Raw genomic sequence first — 21300 nt, forward strand, 5'->3', positions numbered from 1 at the left:
TCACAATGGTCGGGTGACCGGCCTCGACACCCTGCGCCCCCGCCTCCCCTCCCCCGTGCAGGAGCTGTCGGACCCGCGCTTCGCCCGGCACGGCCTGGGCCTGCTTCTCAAGCGCGACGACCTCATCCACCCGGACCTGGTCGGCAACAAGTGGCGCAAGCTCGCGCCGAACCTGCGAGCCGCGGCCGGCCGGACGCTGGTCACCTTCGGCGGGGCCTACTCCAACCACCTGCGGGCCACGGCCGCGGCCGGCCGCCTCCTCGGGCTGCCGACCGTCGGCGTGGTCCGCGGCCAGGAGCTTGCCGGCCGGCCCCTCAACCCCTCCCTGGCGCGGTGCGCGGCCGACGGCATGCGGCTGCACTTCGTCGACCGGTCGACGTACCGCCTCAAGACCGAGCCGGACACCCTCGCGCGCGTGCTGGACGCGGCCGGCGCGCCGGAGGCGTACGTCGTCCCGGAGGGCGGCAGCAACGCGGCGGCCGTACGCGGCTGCCGGGCGCTGGGCGAGGAGCTGGGCGGTCACGCCGACGTCGTCGGCATCGCCTGCGGAACCGGGGGCACGCTGGCCGGGCTCGCCGCCGGACTCGCGCCCGGCCGGCGGGCCCTCGGCATACCGGTCCTCAAGGGCGGCTTCCTGACCGCCGACATAAGGCGGCTCCAGGAGGAGGCGTTCGGCGGCCCGCGCGGCAGCTGGCACCTGGACGACCGTTTCCACTTCGGCGGCTACGCGCGCGTGCCCGCCGCCCTCGACGCCTTCGCCGAGGACTTCGAGCAGCGTCACGGAGTGCCGGTGGAGCGGCTGTATGTCGCCAAGTTGCTGTATGGACTTGTCGCCCTCGCGGAGGAGGGGGCGTTCGCGCGGGGGACGACCGTGGCGGCCGTGGTGACGGGGCGGCCCTTTCCTCAGGCGCCGTCCACCGCCTCCCGGTAGGCCGCCGCCTCCTCCAGGTCCAGCCGGCGCAGCAGGGTTCGCAGCATCTCGTCGTCGATGTACCGGCCGTCGCGCAGGCGGACGAACATCGCGCGCTCGGCGCCGATCATCTCCCTCGACAGACGGCGGTAGGTGTCGTCGACGGACTCACCGGTGATCGGGTTGGTCTGGCCGAGGCGTTCCCAGACGGCGTTGCGGCGGCGCTCCAGGGACTGGCGGAGGCGGTCGGCGAGGGGCGGCGGGAGGGTGTTGCGCTCGTCGGTGAGGAGTTCGTCGAGGCGCTGCTCGGCGACCCGGGAGGCCTGCGCCTGGGCGTTGGCCTCCGCGAGGGTCTCGGCCTGGGCGTCGCGGCCGGGGAATTTGAGCAGACGGATCACCGGGGCCAGGGTCAGGCCCTGCACGACCAGGGTGCCGATGACGGTGGTGAAGGTCAGGAAGAGGATGAGGTTGCGCTGCGGGAACGGTTCGCCGCCGTGCACGGTGAGCGGGATCGAGAAGGCGATGGCCAGCGAGACCACGCCCCGCATGGCGGCCCAGGAGGTGACGATCGGCCCTCTCCAGGTGGGGTTCTCCTCGCGTTCCCTGATCCGGGTGGACAGCATGCGGGGCACGAAGGTCCCCGGGTAGACCCAGACGAACCGGGCCGCGACGACCACCAGGAAGAGGGCGACCGCGTACCAGGCGGCGTCCACGCCCTTGTACTCCCCGAGGCCCCTGAGCACCACCGGCAGCTGCAGTCCGATGAGCGCGAAGACGGCCGACTCCAGGACGAACGCGACCACCTTCCACACCGCCTCCTCCTGGAGCCGGGTGGCGAAGTCGACCTCCCACGCGCGGTGCCCGATGTAGAGGGCGACGACCACGACCGCGAGGACACCGGAGGCGTGCACCTGCTCGGCGACGGCGTAGGCGACGAACGGGATCAGCAGGGACATGGTGTTCTGCAGCAGCGCCTCCTTCACGTGCGTGCGCAGCCAGTGGATCGGCAGCATCAGCACCAGGCCGACCGCGACGCCGCCGACCGCCGCCAGCAGGAACTCGCCGATCCCGCCGATCCAGGAGGCGCCCTCGCCGACGGCGGCCGCGACGGCGACCCGGTAGGCGGTGATCGCGGTGGCGTCGTTCAGCAGGGACTCGCCCTGCAGGATCGTGGTGATCCGGGAGGGCAGTCCGACCCGGCGGGCGACCGCGGCCGCGGCGACGGCGTCCGTCGGCGCCACGACCGCGCCGAGCGCCAGTGCCGCGGGCAGGGGCAGGCCGGGCACGATCACGTAGGCGGCCCAGCCGACGACGAAGGTCGCGAAGAGCACGTACCCCACCGACAGCAGGGCCACCGGCCGCATCGAGGCACGCAGATCGAGGTACGAGCTCTCGACGCCCTCCTTGTGCAGCAGCGGGGGCAGCACCAGCGGCAGCACGATCTCGGGGTCGAGGGTGTAGTCCGGCATGCCCGGGATGCCCGAGACCACCAGCCCCACGGCGACGAGCACCAGCGGCGCCGGCACCGGGGTGCGCCGGGCCGCCGCCGCGACCGCGGTACTGCCCGCCACCAGCAACAGCAGTGGCATCACGTCCATGACCCTCGCCCGCCCTCGTTCATCGTCGTCCGCCCACCCTCGATTTTCCGCGCGCCCATCCTCGCGGCCGTCGTAACCTGGCAATCATGAAACAGTGCACGCACGCCGACGCGCTGCCGCACCCGGACCCCGAGCCGCTGAGCGAGACGTGTCCGGAGTGTCTGCGGGACGGCACGCACCCGGTGCAGCTTCGGCTGTGCCTCACCTGCGGCCACGTCGGCTGCTGCGACTCCTCGCCCGGCCGGCACGCCACGGAGCACCACAAGGACTCCGACCACCCGATCATGCGGACGTTCGAGCCCGGGGAGAACTGGCGTTGGTGCTTCGTGGACCACGTTCTCGTGTGACCCTGGAGGGGCGGGGACGGGCAACGATCCGGACGGTTCGACCGTCTGACGTCTGGGTACGTCAACCCGGCGCGCGTTCTTCCCAATTGGAGCCGCAGACCCCTAGACACGGAGCGTGTCCACAGTTTTACTGTGAGTGACGGCAAGGGGATGGGGTCCTGGGGACAGGAAAGTTGAGAGCGCGATAGCGTCACCGCTGAAGCACACGTCGCGTTACCCCGGGGGGCGACCCTCGGCCCTGTAAAGCTTGTACCACCATGGAGGTGAGGGTGTCCCAGATCGCAGGCGAGCCCGCGACCCAGGACTTCGTCGAAGTCCGGCTGCCGGCCGCGGGTGCCTACCTGTCGGTGCTGCGTACGGCCACGGCCGGTCTCGCGGCCCGTTTGGACTTCACCCTCGACGAGATCGAGGACCTGCGCATCGCGGTGGACGAGGCCTGCGCGATCCTGCTCCAGCAGGCCGTGCCCGGCTCGGTGCTCAGCTGCGTCTTCCGCCTCGTCGACGACTCTCTCGAGGTCACCGTCTCGGCCCCGACCACGGACGGTCACGCCCCCTCGCGGGACACCTTCGCCTGGACCGTCCTGTCCGCTCTCGCGGGCAAGGTCTCCTCCGCCGTGGACGAGGACAAAACCGTTTCGATCAGCCTCTACAAACAGCGCGGCGCGGGACCCGGGCCGGCGTGAGGACAGGGGACGGGCCGGTGCGTGACGAAGAGCGCGGCACAAGGGAGCTGCCGGCCGAGGGCACGGGCGGGTCCCGCAGCACGGGCGATGCAGTCGAGGGCATGGCGGGCATTCCCGAGCAGGCCCGGCCGCACCCGGAGGACACCTCCCTGGCGGCCGGCCTCCTGGACGACGGGCAGTGGGATCGGGAAGGTGTCGCGCCGGGTACGCCCGCGGACGGGCCGACGGGGACCACCCCGGCCCGCCCGGCGGCGAGGGCTCGGCGAAGGACAACGGGCGGGACGATGAGCGAGCACGAGCGAGACGACCAGCAGGACGCGCAGAGCGTGCCGCGGGCCACGCAGCACGACGCACAGGACCGCAGCGGGGCGCGCGCCATGTTCGTCGAACTGCGGGGGCTGAAGGACGGCAGCCCGGAGTACGCGGAGCTGCGCAACCGGCTGGTCCGGATGCACCTGCCGCTCGTCGAGCACCTCGCGCGCCGCTTCCGCAACCGCGGCGAGCCGCTGGACGACCTCACCCAGGTCGCCACCATCGGCCTGATCAAGTCGGTCGACCGCTTCGACCCGGACCGCGGCGTGGAGTTCTCCACGTACGCGACACCGACGGTCGTCGGCGAGATCAAGCGTCACTTCCGCGACAAGGGCTGGGCGGTCCGCGTGCCGCGCCGCCTGCAGGAGCTGCGCCTGGCGCTCACCACGGCGACCGCGGAGCTCTCCCAGCAGCACGGCCGCTCCCCCACGGTCCACGAGCTCGCCGAGAAGCTCGCCATCTCGGAGGAGGAGGTCCTGGAGGGCCTGGAGTCCGCCAACGCGTACTCCACGCTGTCCCTGGACGTCCCCGACACCGACGACGAGTCCCCGGCGGTCGCGGACACCCTCGGCGCGGAGGACGAGGCGCTGGAGGGCGTCGAGTACCGCGAGTCCCTCAAGCCGCTGCTGGAGGACCTGCCGCCCAGGGAGAAGCGGATCCTGCTGCTGCGCTTCTTCGGCAACATGACCCAGTCGCAGATCGCGCAGGAGGTCGGCATCTCGCAGATGCACGTCTCGCGCCTGCTGGCCCGCACGCTGGCCCAGCTGCGGGAGAAGCTCCTGGTGGAGGAGTAGACCGACGGCCGCTACGGCGTCGTGGGGCTACCGCCCGCCGTCCTGTGCGCGACCCGGACCCTTGATCCCGAGGGCCTGGGTCGTCGCCGGATTGACCAGCAGCACCAGGGAGGCGACGGCGACGACCGCCAGCGCGATCCCCGCCGGAATGGCCACGCTGTCGGCCTGCAGCAGGTTGTACGCCACCGGCAGCGCCATGATCTGCGTGATGACGGCCGGGCCCCGGCTCCAGCTCCTGCGCTTCAGCAGCCCGCGGGCGGCCAGCAGCGGCAGCAGGGCGAGGACGATCAGGGTGATGCCGCCGGTGACGGCGGAGCCGCGGTCGTCCGGGGCGCCCGCCAGGCCCTCCACGAGCATCCAGACGCCGCCGACGACCAGCGCCAGCCCCTCCAGGGCGGCGAGCACGGCCGCGTAGGTCAGGCGGCGCGGGCGGGGGCCGCTGTCTTCCTCGGTGGCGGGGGTCTGCTCAGTGGTCACCTTTGAAGGGTAGCCCCGGGGACGCGGGCCCCCGCGGCGAGGTTGAGGCCGCCGCCCGTGGTGAGGCTCACGCCTCGGCCTCTTACCTGATCCACACCTCGCCCTGTGCCCGGTACCACCCAGTAGGTACGCTGCAACCCATGCGTGCACTTCTCGTGGTCAACCCGGCAGCCACCACCACAAGCGCACGTAGGCGCGATGTCCTCATCCACGCCCTCGCCAGCGAGATGAAGCTCGAGGTCGTCCACACCGAGTACCGCGGCCACGCGCGCGACCTCGGCCGGCAGGCCGCGGAGAGCGAGGACATCGACCTCGTGGTCTCCCTCGGCGGCGACGGCACGGTCAACGAGGTGGTGAACGGCCTGCTGCACGCCGGGCCCAATCCGGACGGGCTTCCCCGCCTGGCCGTGGTCCCCGGCGGCTCCACCAATGTCTTCGCCCGAGCGCTGGGGCTGCCCAACGACGCCGTCGACGCGACCGGCGCGCTGCTGGACGCTCTGCACGAGGGCAGCGAGCGCACGGTCGGCATGGGCCTCGCGGCCGGCACTCCGGGCACCGAGGACGAGGCGGCGCCCGCCCGCTGGTTCACCTTCTGCGCGGGGCTCGGCTTCGACGCGGGCGTGGTGGGCCGGGTGGAACAGCAGCGTGAACAGGGCAAGAAGTCCACGCACGCCCTTTACCTGCGCCAGGTGGTACGGCAGTACCTGCAGGAGCCGAACAAGCGCCACGGCACGATCACCCTGGAGCGACCCGGTGAAGAACCGGTGACCGATCTGGTGCTCTCCATAATCTGCAACACCTCGCCCTGGACGTATCTGGGTAATCGTCCGGTGTACGCGTCGCCTAAGGCCTCGTTCGATACCGGGCTCGACGTACTCGGTCTCAGCCGTATGTCCACGGTCGCGGTTGCCCGGTATGCCACACAGTTGCTCACTTCGTCCGCGGACCGCGGACCCCATGGCCGGCATGTGGCATCCCTGCACGACCTGGACCGGTTCACCTTGCATTCGAAGGTGCCCCTACCCCTTCAGATGGACGGCGACCACCTCGGACTGCGAACCAGCGTGACGTTCACAGGCGTACGCCGTGCACTGCGTGTGATTGTGTGAGCAGAAGGGGCTAAAGTCCTTTCACTCGAACGTTTAGGCCAGGATCCACCCCATGGAAGTACGGCTGTGACCTAGTCGACACCGAGGAATCAAAAAAAACTTTCCAGAAGGGGTTGTATCCGCCGCTGAGGTTTGCGAGTCTCTACGTGGCGATCGGGACAGCCCGCAACACCGGCATCCACAGATCACCGGAACCCCTCTTCAATTCACAGGACCCACGCCAGGGAACCTGGCGGTAGGCCCTTCACTTGTTGAGGGATTCGTGAAAGCGTTCACATTCACAAGCAACTTGCACGTAATACCAAGGAGAGGTAGCAGCCATGGACTGGCGTCACAACGCCGTTTGCCGCGAGGAAGACCCCGAGCTCTTCTTCCCCATCGGCAACACCGGTCCTGCGCTGCTGCAGATCGAGGAAGCCAAGGCCGTCTGCCGTCGCTGCCCCGTCATGGATCAGTGTCTGCAGTGGGCGCTCGAGTCCGGTCAGGACTCCGGCGTCTGGGGTGGTCTCAGCGAGGACGAGCGTCGCGCGATGAAGCGCCGTGCCGCCCGCAACCGGGCCCGTCAGGCCTCCGCCTGACCCACCCGCCCCACAAAGCCTGAGCTTGGCGGCGCGTACAGCGAGTACGCATCTCCCGCCCCCGAGCCGCAGCGCGCAGTACCCCCGATGCGCAGCACAAGCTGGCAACGAGCATTCGAGCCCCGGACCCGGGAATGGGTCCGGGGCTTCTTGCTGTGGTCCTCCAAGGCGGCTGCCGCGGGGCCGGGGGCCGGTCTATTTGTGGGCCCGCACCGGCACGTCGAGGATGACCCGGGTGCCCCGGTCGGGAGCCGGGACCATGTCGAACGTCCCGCCCAACTCGCCTTCCACCAGCGTCCGTACGATCTGCAGGCCGAGGTTGCCCGCGGTGTGCGGGTCGAAGCCCTCGGGCAGGCCGACGCCGTCGTCCTGGACGGTGACCAGCAGGCGGGCCTCCTTCGTGGTGCCTCCGCGGACGGCCGAGACCTCGACCGTGCCGGTGTCGCCCTCGCGGAAACCGTGTTCCAGGGCGTTCTGCAGGATCTCGGTGAGCACCATGGACAGCGGGGTGGCGACCTCCGCGTCCAGGATGCCGAACCGGCCGGTGCGCCGACCGGTGACCTTGCCCGGCGAGATCTCCGCCACCATGGCCAGCACCCGGTCGGCGATCTCGTCGAACTCCACGCGCTCGTCCAGGTTCTGAGACAGCGTCTCGTGGACGATCGCGATGGAGCCGACCCGCCGCACCGCCTCCTCCAGCGCCTCACGGCCGCGCTCGGAGTCGATGCGCCGGGCCTGGAGGCGAAGCAGGGCGGCGACCGTCTGGAGGTTGTTCTTCACCCGGTGGTGGATCTCCCGGATGGTCGCGTCCTTGGTGATCAACTCGCGTTCACGGCGGCGCAGTTCGGTGACGTCTCGGAGCAGCACGAGTGAACCGATGCGGGTGCCCTTGGGTTTGAGCGGGATGGCGCGGAACTGGATGACCCCGTCGTGCGCCTCGATCTCGAACTCGCGCGGCGCCCAGCCGCTGGCCACCTTGGACAGCGCCTCGTCCACCGGGCCGCGGGTCGGGGCGAGTTCGGCGGTGGTCCTGCCGAGGTGCTGGCCGACGAGGTCGGAGGCGAGGCCCATGCGGTGGTACGCGGACAGCGCGTTCGGCGAGGCGTACTGGACGATGCCGTCCGCGTCGAGCCGGATCAGACCGTCGCCGACGCGCGGGGCGGCGTCCATGTCCATCTGCTGGTTGGCGAAGGGGAAGGCGCCGGCCGCGATCATCTGCGCGAGGTCCGAGGCGCTCTGGAGGTAGGTCAGCTCCAGCCGGCTCGGCGTGCGCACGGTCAGCAGGTTGGTGTTGCGGGCGATGACGCCGAGGACGCGCCCCTCGCGTCGTACCGGGATCGACTCGACCCGGACCGGGACCTCCTCGCGCCACTCCGGATCGCCCTCGCGCACGATCCGGCCCTCGTCCAGGGCCGCGTCCAGCATGGGGCGGCGGCCGCGCGGGACGAGGTGGCCGACCATGTCGTCCTGGTAGGAGGTGGGGCCGGTGTTGGGCCGCATTTGGGCCACGGACACGTACCGGGTGCCGTCGCTGGTGGGCACCCACAGGACGAGGTCGGCGAAGGAGAGGTCGGAGAGCAGCTGCCACTCCGAGACCAGCAGATGGAGCCACTCGAGGTCGGAGTCGTCGAGGGCGGTGTGCTGGCGGACCAGTTCGTTCATGGAGGGCACGTGTGCGAGCGTACCTGGCGGTATGTGTGGCCTAAAAACACCCGCGGGCCGCGGCGCCTGAGAGGGACCCTCAACCCTCCCGGCACCGCAGCCCGGAGCAGTATCGGCCGCGGGGTGTGCGGTCCCGGTATCGGCCGAAGGTTGAGGAGCCGGGGCAGTCAGGGCAGAGAGCTCCGGTTCCTCGGTCCGTCTTCCTGTGCGGGGAAGACGGAAGCCTGTTCGTGCTGCTGCGCACTGTTTCAATTGTGGACTAGACCACTCGGGGTGTCCATGCGTTGGAGGCTGTTCGTTGTTGTTATTTTCCCGACCGACTCCAACTGGTCGGACTCCCTGGTATCCACCACGCAGCCTAGCCTGTGTGGGTTCATGTGCGGGGGCAGATGGCCATGCAATTTCCGCGATCCGCCCGCCGCGGGCGGGGTGGGCGGGCCGGGCTCAGTGGGTCTCGGTGACCTTCGCCAGGGCGCGGGGCGCGTCCGGGTCCTGGCCGCGGGCGATGGTGACCTCGTAGGCCAGCAGTTGCAGGGGGATGATCTCCAGGATCGGCTGGACCTCCTCGGCCACGCCCTCGGTGGGCAGGACGAAGCCGGCCGAGGCCTGCTCGACCTGATGGGCGGGACCGACGACGAAGAGGTCGGCGCCCCGGCCGCGCAGCCGGTCGAGCACGGGCTGGAGGGCTTCGCCGCCCTTGCCGTCCGTCACGACCGCGATCACCGGGGAGACGTTGTCGACCATGGCGAGCGGACCGTGCAGGAGGTCGGCGCCGGAGTACGAGAGCGCCGGGATGTAGCTGGTCTCCATCAGCTTCAGGGCGGCTTCCTTGGCCGTGGGATAGCCGTAGCCGCGGGAGGTGATGACCATGCGTTCGGCGAAGCGGTAGCGGGCGGCGAGGGCACGGACCTCGTCCTGGCGGGCGAGCAGCTGCTCGGCGAGGTCGGGCAGCGGCTTCGCGGCGGCGCCGTCGCCGCCGCGCAGGCCCTCGACGAAGAGGTAGAGGGCGAGCAGGGAGGCCGTGTAGGTCTTGGTCGCCGGGAGGGCCTTCTCCGGTCCGGCCATGACGTCGACGTGGTACTCGGAGACGCCGGCCAGCGGGGAGTCGGGGTTGTTGGTGACGGCGAGGGTGATCGCACCGGCCTCGCGGGCGGCCCTGGTCGAGGCGACGAGGTCCGGGGAGCCGCCGGACTGGCTGACGGTGACGACCAGGACGTCGGTGAGGTCCGGTCGGGCGCCGTAGGCCGTGGTGGTGGACATCGAGGTGAGGCCGCAGGGCAGGCCGAGGCGGATCTCGAGGAGGTACTTGGCGTAGAGCGCGGCGTTGTCGGAGGTGCCGCGGGCGGTCAGCAGGACGAAGCGGGGCCGGCGGGCGGCGATCTCACGGGCCACCTGCGCGATGGCGGGGGCTCCCTCGTCCAGGAGGCGGCGCAGCGCGGCCGGCTGCTCGGCCATCTCCCGGGCCATGGTCCGGCCCGGGACGTCGGTCCGGGGCTCCGGTGTCGTGGCGGTCATGGTCGTTCCTCCTGGCTCGGTCCGCGGGGCAGCACCCATTCCACTCCCCCGGGGCGAATGATGCCCGTCCTCGGGGTGGAATCGGAGTGCCGGCGGTCCCCTGGGCCCCAGGGATCACCTCTGTTAGATTGGTCTAAACCACCTGACCCTTCCAGGTACCGGTTGAGTCCCCCTCTTTCAGATCGGCAGGCCCAGCGTGGAAGTTGTCATCGTCCCGGACGCCAAGGCGGGCGGCGAGATCATTGCCGAGGCCATGGCGCGGCTCCTGCGGCGCAAGCCGGACGCGCTGCTCGGCGTGGCCACCGGCTCGACCCCGCTGCCCGTCTATCAGGCGCTGGCCGCCAAGGTGGCCGCCGGTGCCGTGGACACCTCGCGGGCCCGGGTGGCGCAGCTCGACGAGTACGTGGGGCTGCCGGCCGACCATCCCGAGTCGTACCGGTCCGTGCTGCGGCGCGAGGTGCTGGAGCCGCTGGGCATCGGGGTGGACGCGTTCATGGGGCCCGACGGGACGGCCGAGGACATACCGGGAGCCTGCGAGGCGTACGACACGGCGCTGGCCGAGGCCGGGGGCGTGGATCTGCAGCTGCTCGGGATCGGCACGGACGGGCACATCGGCTTCAACGAGCCGTGCTCCTCGCTCGCTTCCCGGACGCGGATCAAGACGCTGACCGAGCAGACGCGGATCGACAACGCGCGCTTCTTCGACGGCGACATCGAGCAGGTGCCGCATCACGTCATCACCCAGGGCATCGGGACGATCCTCGACGCCCGGCACGTGGTGCTCCTCGCCACGGGCGAGGGCAAGGCGGACGCGGTCGCCGCGAGCGTGGAGGGGCCGCTGGCCTCGGTGTGCCCGGCGTCGGCACTGCAGCTGCATCCGCATGCGACGGTCGTGGTCGACGAGGACGCCGCGTCCAAGTTGAAGCTGGCGCACTACTTTCGGCACACCTACGTCAACAAGCCTGAGTGGCAGGGGATCTAGGCGGTTTCGTCTGCCGGGTGACCGTGGTCTTCGGACCGCGGGCCGTGGTGGGTTGGTCGCGCAGTTCCCCGCGCCCCTTCGGGGCGTGGCAAAGGCGCCGGTTCCTTGTCCAGGAACCGGCGCCTTTGCGTCGTGGGGGCTAGGCGCCCGCGATGATCTCCGCTGCCGCCCGGCCGCAGACCCTGGCCGCGCCGTGGGTGGCGATGTGCAGGGTGCCGCGCGGGGGTGCCTGGGGCAGGCCCATCTCGATCACGACCGTGTCGGGGCGGGTCCTGAGGATCGAGTCCAGGGCCGCCGCCATCCAGGGGTGGCGGTGCTCGTCGCGGACCACGGCGACGATACGGCGGGGGCCCGCGGCGGCCAGCGTGGCCAGGCCCGCGTCCTCGCCGGAGAACGTGCCCGTCTCCGTGCCCGGCAGGAGGCGGAACAGCTCCGCCGCCACCCCCCAGGGGGTCTCGTCGCCGACCGCGATGTTGGCCACCGGGGAGAGGGCGGCGACATAGGGCGGGTCGGTGAGCGGGGTGAAGGTGTCCGCGCCGGTCAGGCGCAGCGCCCGGCGGGCGGCGCGCAGGCCCACCTCGGTGTCGGCGTCGGGCTGCGGCCGGGCCGCCTTCGCGGTGGTCGTCCAGCGGGCCAGGGACCTGACCCGGTCCGCCGCCTCCGCCAGGCGGGCCTCGGGGAGTGCGCCGGAGCGGACCGCCGAGACCAGGGCGTCCCGCAGGCGCCGTACCGTCTCGTCGTCGGCGAGGCCGCCGCCCACGCAGATCGCGTCGGCGCCGGCGGCGATCGCGAGGACGCTTCCGCGTTCGATGCCGTAGGTGTCGGCGATCGCCCGCATCTCCATGCCGTCGGTGACGATCAGGCCGTCGTAGCCGAGTTCGCGGCGCAGGAGCTCCGTGAGGATGCGGTGGGAGAGGGTCGCCGGGCGGTCCGGGTCCAGGGCGGGGACCAGGATGTGGGCGCTCATGACGGCGCGGGTGCCGGCGGCGATCGCCGCGCGGAAGGGGGCCAGTTCGCGTTCGGAGAGCACCTCGGCGGGCACGTCGATGCGCGGGAGCGCGTGGTGGGAGTCGACGGCCGTGTCGCCGTGGCCCGGGAAGTGCTTCGTGCAGGCCGCCACTCCCGCCGACTGCAGGCCGGTGACGTAGGCGGCGGTGTGGCGGGCGACCAGGCCGGGCTCGGCGCCGAAGGAGCGGACGCCGATCACCGGGTTGGCGGCGTTGGAGTTGACGTCGGCGGACGGTGCCCAGTTGAGGTTGACGCCGCAGGCGGCGAGGCGGCGGCCCAGTTCGGCGGCCACGTCGCGCGTGAGGTCGACGTCGTTCACCGCGCCCAGGGCGTGGTTGCCGGGGAAGGAGGACCCGGTCCGCACCTCCAGCCGGGTCACGTCGCCGCCCTCCTCGTCGACGGCGACCAGGACGTCGTCCCGCTCGGCCCGCAACTGGGCGGTCAGCACCGACAGTTGCTCGGCGGAGGCGATGTTGCGGCCGAACAGACCGACGGAGGCGAGGCCCTCCCCGAGGCGCCGCAGCAGCCAGTCGGGGGCCGTGGTGCCGGTGAAACCGGGCTGCAGGACCGTCAGGGCGTCGCGCGTCAGGGTGTCTGTGCCGCTGGCGAATGTCGTCATCGGGGGGCGTTATCCCTTCACTGCGCCCGCGGTCAGGCCCGCGGCCATCTTGCGCTGGACGAGGAGGAACAGCACGACGATCGGCACGGCCATCATCGTGGCGCCGGCCATCATCGGGGCGTATTCGGTGCCGTGCTTGGTGGTGAAGTTGCCGAGCCACACGGTCGCCGTCTGGTGCTCCTGGCTGAGCAGCATCAGGGCGTAGAGGTACTCGTTCCAGGCCTGGATGAAGCCGTAGACGGAGGTGGCGACCATGCCGGGGGCGAGGAGCGGGAAGACCACGCGGACGAAGGCGGCGGTGCGGGAGCAGCCGTCGACCATGGCCGCCTCCTCCAGTTCCCTGGGGATGTTGACGATGAAGCCGCGCAGCGTCCACACCGTGAACGGGAGGATGAAGGTCAGGTACGTGATGATCAGGCCGGTGAGCTTGTCGTACTGATGCAGGTCGTTCAGGAGCAGGAAGACCGGGATGATCATGGCGACCAGCGGGACCATCTGGACGGCGAGGATGCCCACGATGACGATCTTGCGGCCGCGGAAGGCGAACCGGGAGATGGCGAGCGCGGCCAGCATGCCGACGACGATGCCGATCGCCACGACGGACAGGGACACGATCAGGCTGCGGCCGACCGGGCCCCAGAAGTCCGCGATGTCCAGTGCCCGGCGGAAGTTGTCGAGCGTGAAGCCGGTGGGGAACAGGCTCGGGTCGGGGTCGATGGTGTCCTTGGCCGGCTTGATGGCCGTGTTGAGCATCCAGTAGACGGGGAAGCCGGCGGTGACGAAGACCAGCAGACCGAGGAGGTTCCAGCCGGCCCTGGACTTGCGGGGCCGCCGCCCCGTCGCGATCGTGCCGCTCATTCGACCTCTCCGATCTTCAGCATCTGACGCATGTACACCGCGACCACACCGAGCAGCAGCACCACGGTGATCAGGGCGATTGCCGAACCCTGGGCGTAGTCGTTGACCACGAAGGCCCGGTCGTAGGAGTAGGTGGTCAGCAGCTGGAAATCCTGCTCGGGATGGCCGTTGCGCATCACGAAGACCTGCGGGAAGACGCCCATGTCCCAGATGACCGACAGGGTCGTGAGCATCACGATGATCGGCTTGAGGATGGGCAGGGTGACGTAACGGAAGACGCCCCAGGAGCCCGCGCCGTCGAGCCGGGCGGCCTCTTCCAGTTCGGCCGGGACCTGGGTGAGGCCGGCACTGAGGGTGATGACGACGAAGGGGACCGCTCCCCACACCACCAGCAGCATGATCACGGCGAGCCCCTGCGGGCCGCTGGCGAACCAGTTGTGGCCGATCAGGTCCACGCCGGGCAACCTGCTCAGCAGCGCGTTGAGGATGCCGTAGTCGGCGTCGAACAGCCACTTGAAGACCGTGGTGGCGACGATGATCGGCATGCCCCAGCTGGCCACCAGCGCGATGTTGACCAGCGTCTTCACCCAGCCGGAGACCCGCTGCAGGAGCAGGGCGATCAGCATGCCCAGCACCATCGTGAACACGACCGAGCCGGCCGCGAAGACGATCGTGCGCAGCACGACCTGCCAGAACTCGCCGTCGCCCAGCACCCCGCTGAAGTTGTGGAACCCGACCCAGTCGGCCGGCTGGAAGCCCCACAGCTGGGACTGCCCGAACTTCTGGAAGGACAGGGTGACCAGGCGGACCAGCGGGTAGCCGAGGACCAGCGCCAGGATCAGCAGACAGGGCGCGAGCAGCAGCCAGGGCGTGGCCGCGCCGCCCGAAGTCCCGCCTCTGCGCGGGGCCTTGGCGACCGGCGGTGGTGGCGGCGCCTGCCGCGGCGGCGGCACCTTGGCAGGGGTGGTGGTGTCTGCGGCACTCATCGCGCGCTCCTCAGCGATCCCTCAGGTCTCACGGACAGCGGGGTTCCGCCGAGACGGAACCCCGCTTGCAGGTCACTTGGTGTTGATGACCTTGTCGATCGCGGTGTCCGCGTCCTTCGCGGCGGCCTCGACCGACTTCTTGCCGGTGCCGATGTTCTGCAGCATCGTCTGCAGGACCTGGGCCTTCTCGACCTGACCCCAGCCGGGCGCCATCGGGACGAACCAGTTGGACTCGGCCGCGGTGGCCGGGACCGCCGTCGCGGGGTCGTTCTTGAGGGTCGCGAGGTCGGTCTTGTTGTTGGGCAGGTTGCCCTTGGCCATCAGGCCCTTCTGGCCGGAGGGGCCGGTGAAGGCGTTGATCCACTCGGCGGCGACGCCCTGCGCCTTGGACTTGACCGGGATGGCGAGGTCCGAACCGCCCAGGAAGACGGGCATGTTCTTGCCGGACGGACCCGGCATCACGAAGTTCTCGAGGTTGTCCTTGAGCTTGCCGGTCTTGTCGTTCTTCGGGTCGGCGGAGGTCGCGCCCTCCCACGCGGCACCGAAGATCATGCCGGACTTGCCCTGGCCGTAGACGATGTAACGGTCGGACTCGTCCTTGGTCTTGTCGCCGTGCATGTACTTGTCGACGACGTTCTTGAACTCGGTCAGGCCCTTGATCGACTCGGGCGAGGAGAGGTTGGCCTTCCACTGGCCGCCCTCCTCCTTGGCTATGGAGCCGCCGGCGTCGTAGACGAAGGACATGGCCGCGTACCAGTCACGGGTGGGCTGGTACCAGGCGGAGAACTTGTTGCCCTCCTTCTTCTGCACCTTGTCGAGGGCGGCGGTCAGTTCGGCGTACGTCTTGGGGGCGGACTTCACGCCGGCCGAGGCGAAGAGGTCCTTGCGCCAGTTGGCGACGCGGCCGCCGGCGTAGTACGGGACGCCGTAGGTCTTGCCCTGGTACGTCACCGAGGCCTTGAGGCCGTCGAGCCACGCGGAGGAGCCCGCGAACTTCGACGCGTCCACGGGGGCGAAGGCGCCCTTGACCATGTAGCCGAGCATCTCGGTGTTGCCCATCTCGACCACGTCCGGCGCCTTGTCGGTGGCGAGGACCGCGTCGAGCTTGGTGTTCTTGTCCGGCCAGCCGTAGTACTCGTGCTTGATCTTGATGCCGGGGTGCTTCTTCTGCACGGCCGCGTCGGCCGCCTTCACCAGGTTCGGCCAGTTGTTCTGGGCATCGACGGTGAGCCAGACCGTCAGCTCCTTGGCGTCGGTGCCGGACGTCGAGCTCTTGTCGTCGCCGCCCCCACACGCAGCGACCGAGACCATCATGCCCGCGATACCGATCGCGGCTGCCAGCTTGCGCTTCACGCCACCCTCCTCAGGGATGCCCACACCTCCCCGCCCATACGCCGGGACCTGAACCAATGGTGTAGACCAGTACCCGGAGCTTGGACCAGACCATGAAGCCTGTCAAGGGTGCTCGAAACCGCCCTGACCAGCCGTTATGCGACCTACATATGCAGGAACCTTTAAGTAAGAAACCAGCGAAATCAGCGCCGGCGGAGTACTCTCGTCCGCTAGACCACTTGGCCCTGTGGACTAGACCAACAAAGACGGCGACGGTATACAGAAGGGATCACGAAGTGACCCGCATCCGTCAGCCGGGAAGGCAGAGCATGAGCAGCGACGTCAGCAGTGCGGAGACCGAGGGCGGGGCAGGCGTCCGCACCGCGCGCGTGCCCAAGTACTACCGCCTCAAGAAGCACCTGCTCGACATGACGGAGACACAGTCGCCCGGCACCCCGGTACCGCCCGAGCGCACCCTCGCCGCCGAGTTCGACACCTCCCGCACGACCGTGCGCCAGGCGCTGCAGGAGCTGGTGGTCGAGGGCCGCCTGGAGCGCATCCAGGGCAAGGGCACCTTCGTGGCCAAGCCGAAGGTCTCCCAGGCCCTCCAACTCACCTCGTACACCGAGGACATGCGGGCGCAGGGCCTGGAGCCGACCTCGCAGCTGCTGGACATCGGGTACATCACCGCCGACGACCGCCTCGCCGAGCTGCTCGACATCGCCGCCGGCGGCCGGGTGCTGCGCATCGAGCGGCTGCGCATGGCCAACGGCGAGCCGATGGCCATCGAGACCACCCACCTCAGCGCCAAGCGCTTCCCCGCCCTGCGCAGGTCCCTCGTCAAGTACACGTCCCTCTACACGGCGTTGGCCGAGGTCTACGACGTCCACCTCGCCGAGGCCGAGGAGACCATCGAGACCTCGCTGGCCACCCCGCGCGAGGCGGGCCTGCTCGGCACCGACGTCGGCCTGCCGATGCTGATGCTCTCCCGGCACTCCTTCGACAAGGACGGCGAGCCGGTGGAGTGGGTGCGCTCGGTGTACCGGGGAGACCGGTACAAGTTCGTGGCGAGGCTGAAGAGGCCGATGGAGTAACGCACATGGTGTAGCGCAACCGCCGATGCTGTTCTACGGTCCTCCCGACTCCGTCTGGACGGGAGGACCGCCTCGTGCGTACCGCGAACGTCCGAACCATCGTCATCTGGACCCTCGTCGCCCTGGTCGGCGCGGCGGGCTGGTCCGTCCTCGCACTCGCCCGGGGCGAGAACGTCTCCGCCGCCTGGATGGTCGCGGCCGCCCTGGGCAGTTACGCGATCGGCTACCGCTTCTACGCGAAGTTCATCGCGAACCGGGTCCTTAAGGTCGACGGCACCCGCGCCACCCCGGCCGAACGCCTCGACAACGGCATCGACTTCCACCCCACCGACCGCCGGGTCCTGCTCGGCCACCACTTCGCCGCGATCGCGGGCGCCGGTCCGCTGGTCGGGCCGGTGCTGGCCGCGCAGATGGGATATCTGCCCGGCACCGTCTGGATCATCGCGGGGGTGATCTTCGCCGGGGCGGTGCAGGACATGGTGGTGCTGTTCTTCTCCACCCGCCGGGACGGCCGTTCGCTCGGTCAGATGGCCCGCGAGGAGATCGGCCCCTTCGGCGGCGCGGCGGCCCTGATCGCCGCCTTCGCCATCATGATCATCCTGCTGGGCGTGCTGGCCCTGGTCGTCGTCAACGCCCTGGCCGCCTCTCCGTGGGGCACCTTCTCCATCGCGATGACGATCCCCATCGCCCTGCTGATGGGCTTCTATCTGCGCGTCCTGCGGCCCGGCCGGGTCGCCGAGGTCTCCCTGATCGGCGTCGCGCTGCTGCTGCTCGCGCTCGTCGCGGGCCGCTGGGTCGCCGAGTCGTCGTGGGCCGGCACCTTCACGCTCGCACCCTCCACGCTGGTGATCTGGCTGGTGGCGTACGGCTTCATCGCCTCGATCCTGCCGGTCTGGATGCTGCTGGCACCGCGCGACTACCTCTCGACCTTCATGAAGATCGGCACGATCGCGCTGCTCGCGCTGGGCGTGGTGATCACCCTGCCGACGCTGCGGATGGACGCGGTGACCGGCTTCGCCACCCGCGGCGACGGCCCGGTCTTCGCGGGCTCCCTCTTCCCGTTCGTCTTCATCACCATCGCCTGCGGCGCCCTGTCGGGCTTCCACTCGCTCATCTCGTCCGGCACGACGCCGAAGATGATCCAGAAGGAGACGCAGGTCCGCATGATCGGCTACGGCTCCATGCTGATGGAGTCGTCGGTGGCGGTCATGGCGCTGGTCGCGGCGAGCATCATCGACCCGGGGCTGTACTTCGCGATGAACGCGCCGGCCGGCGCCATCGGCACGACGGTGCAGAACGCCTCGCAGGTGGTGAGCGGTTGGGGCTACCACATCTCCCCCGCCGACCTCGCGCAGGCCGCGAAGAACGTCCAGGAGTCGTCCCTGCTCTCCCGCACCGGCGGCGCGCCCACCCTCGCCGTCGGTGTCTCGGAGATCTTCTCCAAGGTCACCGGCGGAAGCCTCCGGGCCTTCTGGTACCACTTCGCGATCATGTTCGAGGCGCTGTTCATCCTGACCGCGCTGGACGCCGGCACCCGGGTGGGCCGGTTCATGCTGCAGGACATGCTGGGCAATGTCGTACGGCCGTTCAAGAACATCGGCTGGAAGCCCGGACTGGTCGTCACCAGCGGCATCGTGTGCGCGCTGTGGGGCTACTTCCTCTGGGTCGGCGTCCACGAGCCGCTCGGCGGGATCAACCAGCTCTTCCCGATCTTCGGCATCTCCAACCAGCTGCTGGCCGCCGTCGCCCTGGCCGTCTGCACCACGCTGCTGGTGAAGTCCGGCCGGCTGAAGTGGGCGTGGATCACGGCCGTCCCGCTCGCCTGGGACGCCACGGTCACCCTGACCGCCAGCTGGCAGAAGGTGTTCTCCGGCGACCCCAAGGTCGGCTTCTTCAAGCAGCGTTCCGTCTTCCAGGACGCGATCGACGCCGGGAAGGTGCTGCCGCCCGCCAAGAACATGGACGACATGCACACCGTGGTCGTCAACTCCACGGTGGACGGCGTCCTGTCGGCGGTGCTCGCCCTGCTGATCGTCGTCGTGATCGCGGACGCGCTGCACGTGTGCGTACGGCACATCCGCCGGCCCGCACTGTCCACGCTCAGCGAGTCGCCCTACGTGGAGTCGAGGATCACCGCGCCGGCGGGCCTGATCCCGACCCGAGTCGAGCGGGAGGAGGAGCGCCGTGCGGTCGTCGGCACTGCTGCGCCGGGCGATTAGTGGAGTGCGCTGGTACGTACGGGAGCTGACCGACGAGTCCGCGTACGAGCGGTACGTGGCGCACGTACGCAGAACGCACCCGGACGCGGCGGTGCCCTCCCGGCGCGAGTTCGAGCGCATGCGGACGGACCGTCAGGAGGAGGATCCGCGCCAGGGCTTCCGCTGTTGCTGACACCGATGTCGGGCCTTCACGGAATCGACATACCGATATGCGGACGAGGTCTTCCGCTCTTGCGACGGCGTGACCTAGATTGCCTGCGCATTACACACGTGATCACAGGTGATCGTGAGGGGACGGAGCCGCCGTATGTCCGAAGTGCCCGAAGTGAGACCTCCGGTGGTGACCCCGGTCCGGGTGGTCATCGCCGTCTGCCTGATCGCGCCCTTCGTGGCGATGCTGTGGGTCGGTTCCTACGCCAAGACGGACCCGGCGTTCATCGGCATCCCGTTCTTCTACTGGTACCAGATGCTGTGGGTGCTGATCTCCACCGCGCTGACCATGACCGCGTACAAGCTGTGGCAGCGTGACCAGCGCGCCCGTGCCTCGCAGAAGGGCGGTGCGTCGAAGTGAAGGACGGTGTGAACGGCGTCGCGCTCGGCGTCTTCATCTTCTTCTTCGTGGCCGTCACGGTCATGGGCTTCCTGGCCGCGCGCTGGCGCCGGGCCGAGACCGAGCACTCGCTGGACGAGTGGGGCCTGGGCGGCCGGTCGTTCGGCACCTGGATCACCTGGTTCCTGCTCGGCGGCGACCTGTACACGGCGTACACCTTCGTCGCCGTGCCGGCGGCGATCTACGCGGCGGGCGCGGCGGGGTTCTTCGCGGTGCCGTACACGATCCTCGTCTACCCCCTGATCTTCACCTTCCTGCCCCGCCTGTGGTCGGTCTCGCACCGCCACGGGTACGTCACCACCTCGGACTTCGTCCGCGGGCGGTTCGGCTCGAAGGGGCTGTCGCTGGCCGTCGCGCTGACCGGCATCCTCGCGACGATGCCGTACATCGCGCTCCAACTGGTCGGCATCCAGGCGGTGCTGGACGTGATGGGCGTCGGCGGCGGCGAGAACACCAACTGGTTCGTCAAGGACCTGCCCCTGCTGATCGCCTTCGGCGTGCTGGCCGCGTACACCTACTCGTCCGGTCTGCGGGCCCCCGCCCTGATCGCGTTCGTGAAGGACACGCTGATCTACATCGTCATCGCGGTGGCGATCATCTACATCCCGATCAAGCTGGGCGGCTTCGACGACATCTTCGCCAAGGCCGGCCAGGCGTTCAGCCAGACCAACCCGGTGACGGGCAAGCCGCGCGGCGCGCTCGCTCCGGCGGAGGCGACCCAGTGGACGTACGCCACCCTGGCGCTCGGCTCCGCGCTCGCCCTGTTCATGTATCCGCACTCGATCACCGCCACGCTCTCCTCCAAGAGCCGTGACGTCATCCGCCGCAACACCACGATCCTGCCGCTGTACTCGCTGATGCTGGGTCTGCTGGCACTGCTGGGCTTCATGGCGATCGCGGCCGGAGTCAAGGTCACCAACGGCCAGTTGGCGATCCCGCAGCTCTTCGAGGACATGTTCCCGAGCTGGTTCGCGGGCGTGGCCTTCGCGGCGATCGGCATCGGCGCGCTCGTGCCGGCGGCCATCATGTCCATCGCGGCCGCGAACCTGTTCACCCGCAACATCTACAAGGACTTCATCAAGCCGGACGCGACGCCCGAGCAGGAGACCAAGGTCTCCAAGCTGGTGTCCCTGCTGGTGAAGGTGGGCGCGCTGGTCTTCGTGCTGACCATGGACAAGACGGTCGCCATCAACTTCCAGCTGCTGGGCGGCATCTGGATCCTGCAGACCTTCCCGTCCCTGGTCGGCGGCCTGTTCACGCGCTGGTTCCACCGCTGGGCGCTGCTCGCCGGCTGGGCCGTCGGCATGGTCTGGGGCACCCTCGCCGCCTACGGCGTCGCCTCGCCGACCAACCCTTCGCAGAAGCACTTCGGCGGCTCGAACGCGGAGATCCCCGGCATCGGCGAGATGGGCTACATCGGTCTGACGGCGTTCGTGCTCAACGCGGTCGTCGCGGTGGTCCTGACCTTCGCCCTGAGGGCCTTCAAGGCGCCGGACGGCATCGACGAGACCAGGCCGGAGGACTACACGGCGGACGCGGGCGACCCGGGCGTCCAGGTGAAGCTGCCGCCGGCCACGGCGGGAACCTCGCACTAGCCCCCACCGGTT

20 protein-coding genes are annotated in these 21300 nt (G+C 69.9%); 12 read left to right on the forward strand and 8 right to left on the reverse strand.

Annotated elements, in window-relative coordinates; translation table 11 throughout:
• The first annotated feature begins 13 nt into the window (after window positions 1-13).
• On the forward strand, window positions 14-931 hold the full coding sequence (locus ACIGDI_RS10280; protein WP_399893456.1) for a 1-aminocyclopropane-1-carboxylate deaminase/D-cysteine desulfhydrase: 918 nt from the start codon (window positions 14-16) through the stop codon (window positions 929-931).
• Here ACIGDI_RS10280 and ACIGDI_RS10285 read toward each other — a convergent pair.
• The gene (locus ACIGDI_RS10285; RefSeq protein WP_399893459.1) at window positions 904-2508 is read right to left on the reverse strand and encodes a Na+/H+ antiporter; all 1605 of its coding nucleotides are present in this window, start codon (window positions 2506-2508) and stop codon (window positions 904-906) included. The genes ACIGDI_RS10280 and ACIGDI_RS10285 overlap by 28 nt on opposite strands.
• An 86-nt stretch (window positions 2509-2594) precedes the next feature.
• On the opposite strand from ACIGDI_RS10285, the gene ACIGDI_RS10290 reads away from it, so the two are divergent.
• From ACIGDI_RS10290 to ACIGDI_RS10300, 3 genes are all read left to right on the forward strand, one after another.
• Window positions 2595-2855 (forward strand): UBP-type zinc finger domain-containing protein, encoded by a 261-nt coding sequence (locus ACIGDI_RS10290; protein ID WP_200702517.1) that lies wholly within the window; start codon window positions 2595-2597, stop codon window positions 2853-2855.
• A gap of 269 nt (window positions 2856-3124) precedes the next feature.
• Window positions 3125-3538 (forward strand): anti-sigma regulatory factor, encoded by a 414-nt coding sequence (locus ACIGDI_RS10295; protein WP_004925829.1) that lies wholly within the window; start codon window positions 3125-3127, stop codon window positions 3536-3538.
• Window positions 3535-4644: an RNA polymerase sigma factor SigF gene (locus ACIGDI_RS10300; protein WP_399893463.1), complete on the forward strand. Its 1110-nt coding sequence runs from the start codon at window positions 3535-3537 to the stop codon at window positions 4642-4644. Before ACIGDI_RS10295 ends, ACIGDI_RS10300 begins: the two co-directional genes overlap by 4 nt.
• A gap of 27 nt (window positions 4645-4671) precedes the next feature.
• Here the strand turns inward: ACIGDI_RS10300 and ACIGDI_RS10305 are convergent, their stop codons facing one another.
• Window positions 4672-5121 (reverse strand): hypothetical protein, encoded by a 450-nt coding sequence (locus ACIGDI_RS10305; RefSeq protein WP_399893466.1) that lies wholly within the window; start codon window positions 5119-5121, stop codon window positions 4672-4674.
• Window positions 5122-5261: 140 nt separating this feature from the next.
• Between ACIGDI_RS10305 and ACIGDI_RS10310 the strand changes: the two genes are divergently transcribed.
• The gene (locus ACIGDI_RS10310; RefSeq protein WP_399893469.1) at window positions 5262-6230 is read left to right on the forward strand and encodes a diacylglycerol/lipid kinase family protein; all 969 of its coding nucleotides are present in this window, start codon (window positions 5262-5264) and stop codon (window positions 6228-6230) included.
• Between the two features lie 320 nt (window positions 6231-6550).
• A complete protein-coding gene (locus ACIGDI_RS10315) occupies window positions 6551-6808 on the forward strand; it encodes a WhiB family transcriptional regulator (protein ID WP_006142322.1) in 258 nt (85 codons plus the stop codon).
• A 195-nt stretch (window positions 6809-7003) separates the two neighbouring features.
• Here ACIGDI_RS10315 and ACIGDI_RS10320 read toward each other — a convergent pair whose 3' ends face one another.
• Window positions 7004-8470 carry a sensor histidine kinase gene (locus ACIGDI_RS10320; RefSeq protein ID WP_399895207.1) on the reverse strand — a complete coding sequence of 489 codons (1467 nt, stop codon included), beginning with the start codon at window positions 8468-8470 and terminating at the stop codon, window positions 7004-7006.
• Between the two features lie 444 nt (window positions 8471-8914).
• Window positions 8915-9985, reverse strand: coding sequence for an SIS domain-containing protein (locus ACIGDI_RS10325; RefSeq protein WP_399893472.1), 1071 nt, complete (start codon window positions 9983-9985; stop codon window positions 8915-8917).
• A gap of 196 nt (window positions 9986-10181) precedes the next feature.
• Here ACIGDI_RS10325 and nagB point away from each other — a divergent pair, with 196 nt between their 5' ends.
• Window positions 10182-10967 (forward strand): glucosamine-6-phosphate deaminase, encoded by a 786-nt coding sequence (gene nagB, locus ACIGDI_RS10330; RefSeq protein ID WP_384818605.1) that lies wholly within the window; start codon window positions 10182-10184, stop codon window positions 10965-10967.
• A gap of 139 nt (window positions 10968-11106) precedes the next feature.
• Here nagB and ACIGDI_RS10335 read toward each other — a convergent pair whose 3' ends face one another.
• The 4 genes from ACIGDI_RS10335 to ACIGDI_RS10350 all read right to left on the reverse strand — a co-directional run bounded on the left by ACIGDI_RS10335 (window position 11107) and on the right by ACIGDI_RS10350 (window position 15791).
• Window positions 11107-12594, reverse strand: a complete 1488-nt coding sequence (locus ACIGDI_RS10335) for a glycoside hydrolase family 3 protein (RefSeq protein ID WP_399893475.1) — start codon at window positions 12592-12594, stop codon at window positions 11107-11109.
• 9 nt (window positions 12595-12603) lie between these two features.
• Entirely contained in the window at window positions 12604-13452 is an 849-nt protein-coding gene (locus ACIGDI_RS10340; protein WP_399893478.1) for a carbohydrate ABC transporter permease, read from the reverse strand.
• Window positions 13449-14438, reverse strand: a complete 990-nt coding sequence (locus ACIGDI_RS10345; protein WP_399893481.1) for a carbohydrate ABC transporter permease — start codon at window positions 14436-14438, stop codon at window positions 13449-13451. The genes ACIGDI_RS10340 and ACIGDI_RS10345 overlap by 4 nt, the downstream gene beginning before the upstream one ends.
• Window positions 14439-14510: 72 nt before the next feature.
• A complete protein-coding gene (locus ACIGDI_RS10350; RefSeq protein ID WP_399893484.1) occupies window positions 14511-15791 on the reverse strand; it encodes an extracellular solute-binding protein in 1281 nt (426 codons plus the stop codon).
• Between the two features lie 308 nt (window positions 15792-16099).
• Here ACIGDI_RS10350 and ACIGDI_RS10355 point away from each other — a divergent pair, with 308 nt between their 5' ends.
• The 5 genes from ACIGDI_RS10355 to mctP all read left to right on the forward strand — a co-directional run bounded on the left by ACIGDI_RS10355 (window position 16100) and on the right by mctP (window position 21288).
• Entirely contained in the window at window positions 16100-16864 is a 765-nt protein-coding gene (locus tag ACIGDI_RS10355; protein ID WP_399893487.1) for a GntR family transcriptional regulator, read from the forward strand.
• A gap of 74 nt (window positions 16865-16938) precedes the next feature.
• The gene (locus tag ACIGDI_RS10360) at window positions 16939-19083 is read left to right on the forward strand and encodes a carbon starvation CstA family protein (RefSeq protein WP_399893490.1); all 2145 of its coding nucleotides are present in this window, start codon (window positions 16939-16941) and stop codon (window positions 19081-19083) included.
• A complete protein-coding gene (locus tag ACIGDI_RS10365; protein ID WP_399895210.1) occupies window positions 19064-19255 on the forward strand; it encodes a YbdD/YjiX family protein in 192 nt (63 codons plus the stop codon). The genes ACIGDI_RS10360 and ACIGDI_RS10365 overlap by 20 nt, the downstream gene beginning before the upstream one ends.
• A 135-nt stretch (window positions 19256-19390) precedes the next feature.
• The gene (locus ACIGDI_RS10370; protein ID WP_200705400.1) at window positions 19391-19654 is read left to right on the forward strand and encodes a DUF3311 domain-containing protein; all 264 of its coding nucleotides are present in this window, start codon (window positions 19391-19393) and stop codon (window positions 19652-19654) included.
• Window positions 19651-21288: a monocarboxylate uptake permease MctP gene (mctP, locus tag ACIGDI_RS10375; protein WP_399893494.1), complete on the forward strand. Its 1638-nt coding sequence runs from the start codon at window positions 19651-19653 to the stop codon at window positions 21286-21288. Before ACIGDI_RS10370 ends, mctP begins: the two co-directional genes overlap by 4 nt.
• The last annotated feature ends 12 nt before the right edge of the window (window positions 21289-21300 follow it).

Source organism: Streptomyces sp. NPDC085900, assembly GCF_044540925.1.
GTDB classification, from domain to species: Bacteria; Actinomycetota; Actinomycetes; order Streptomycetales; family Streptomycetaceae; genus Streptomyces; species Streptomyces gilvifuscus.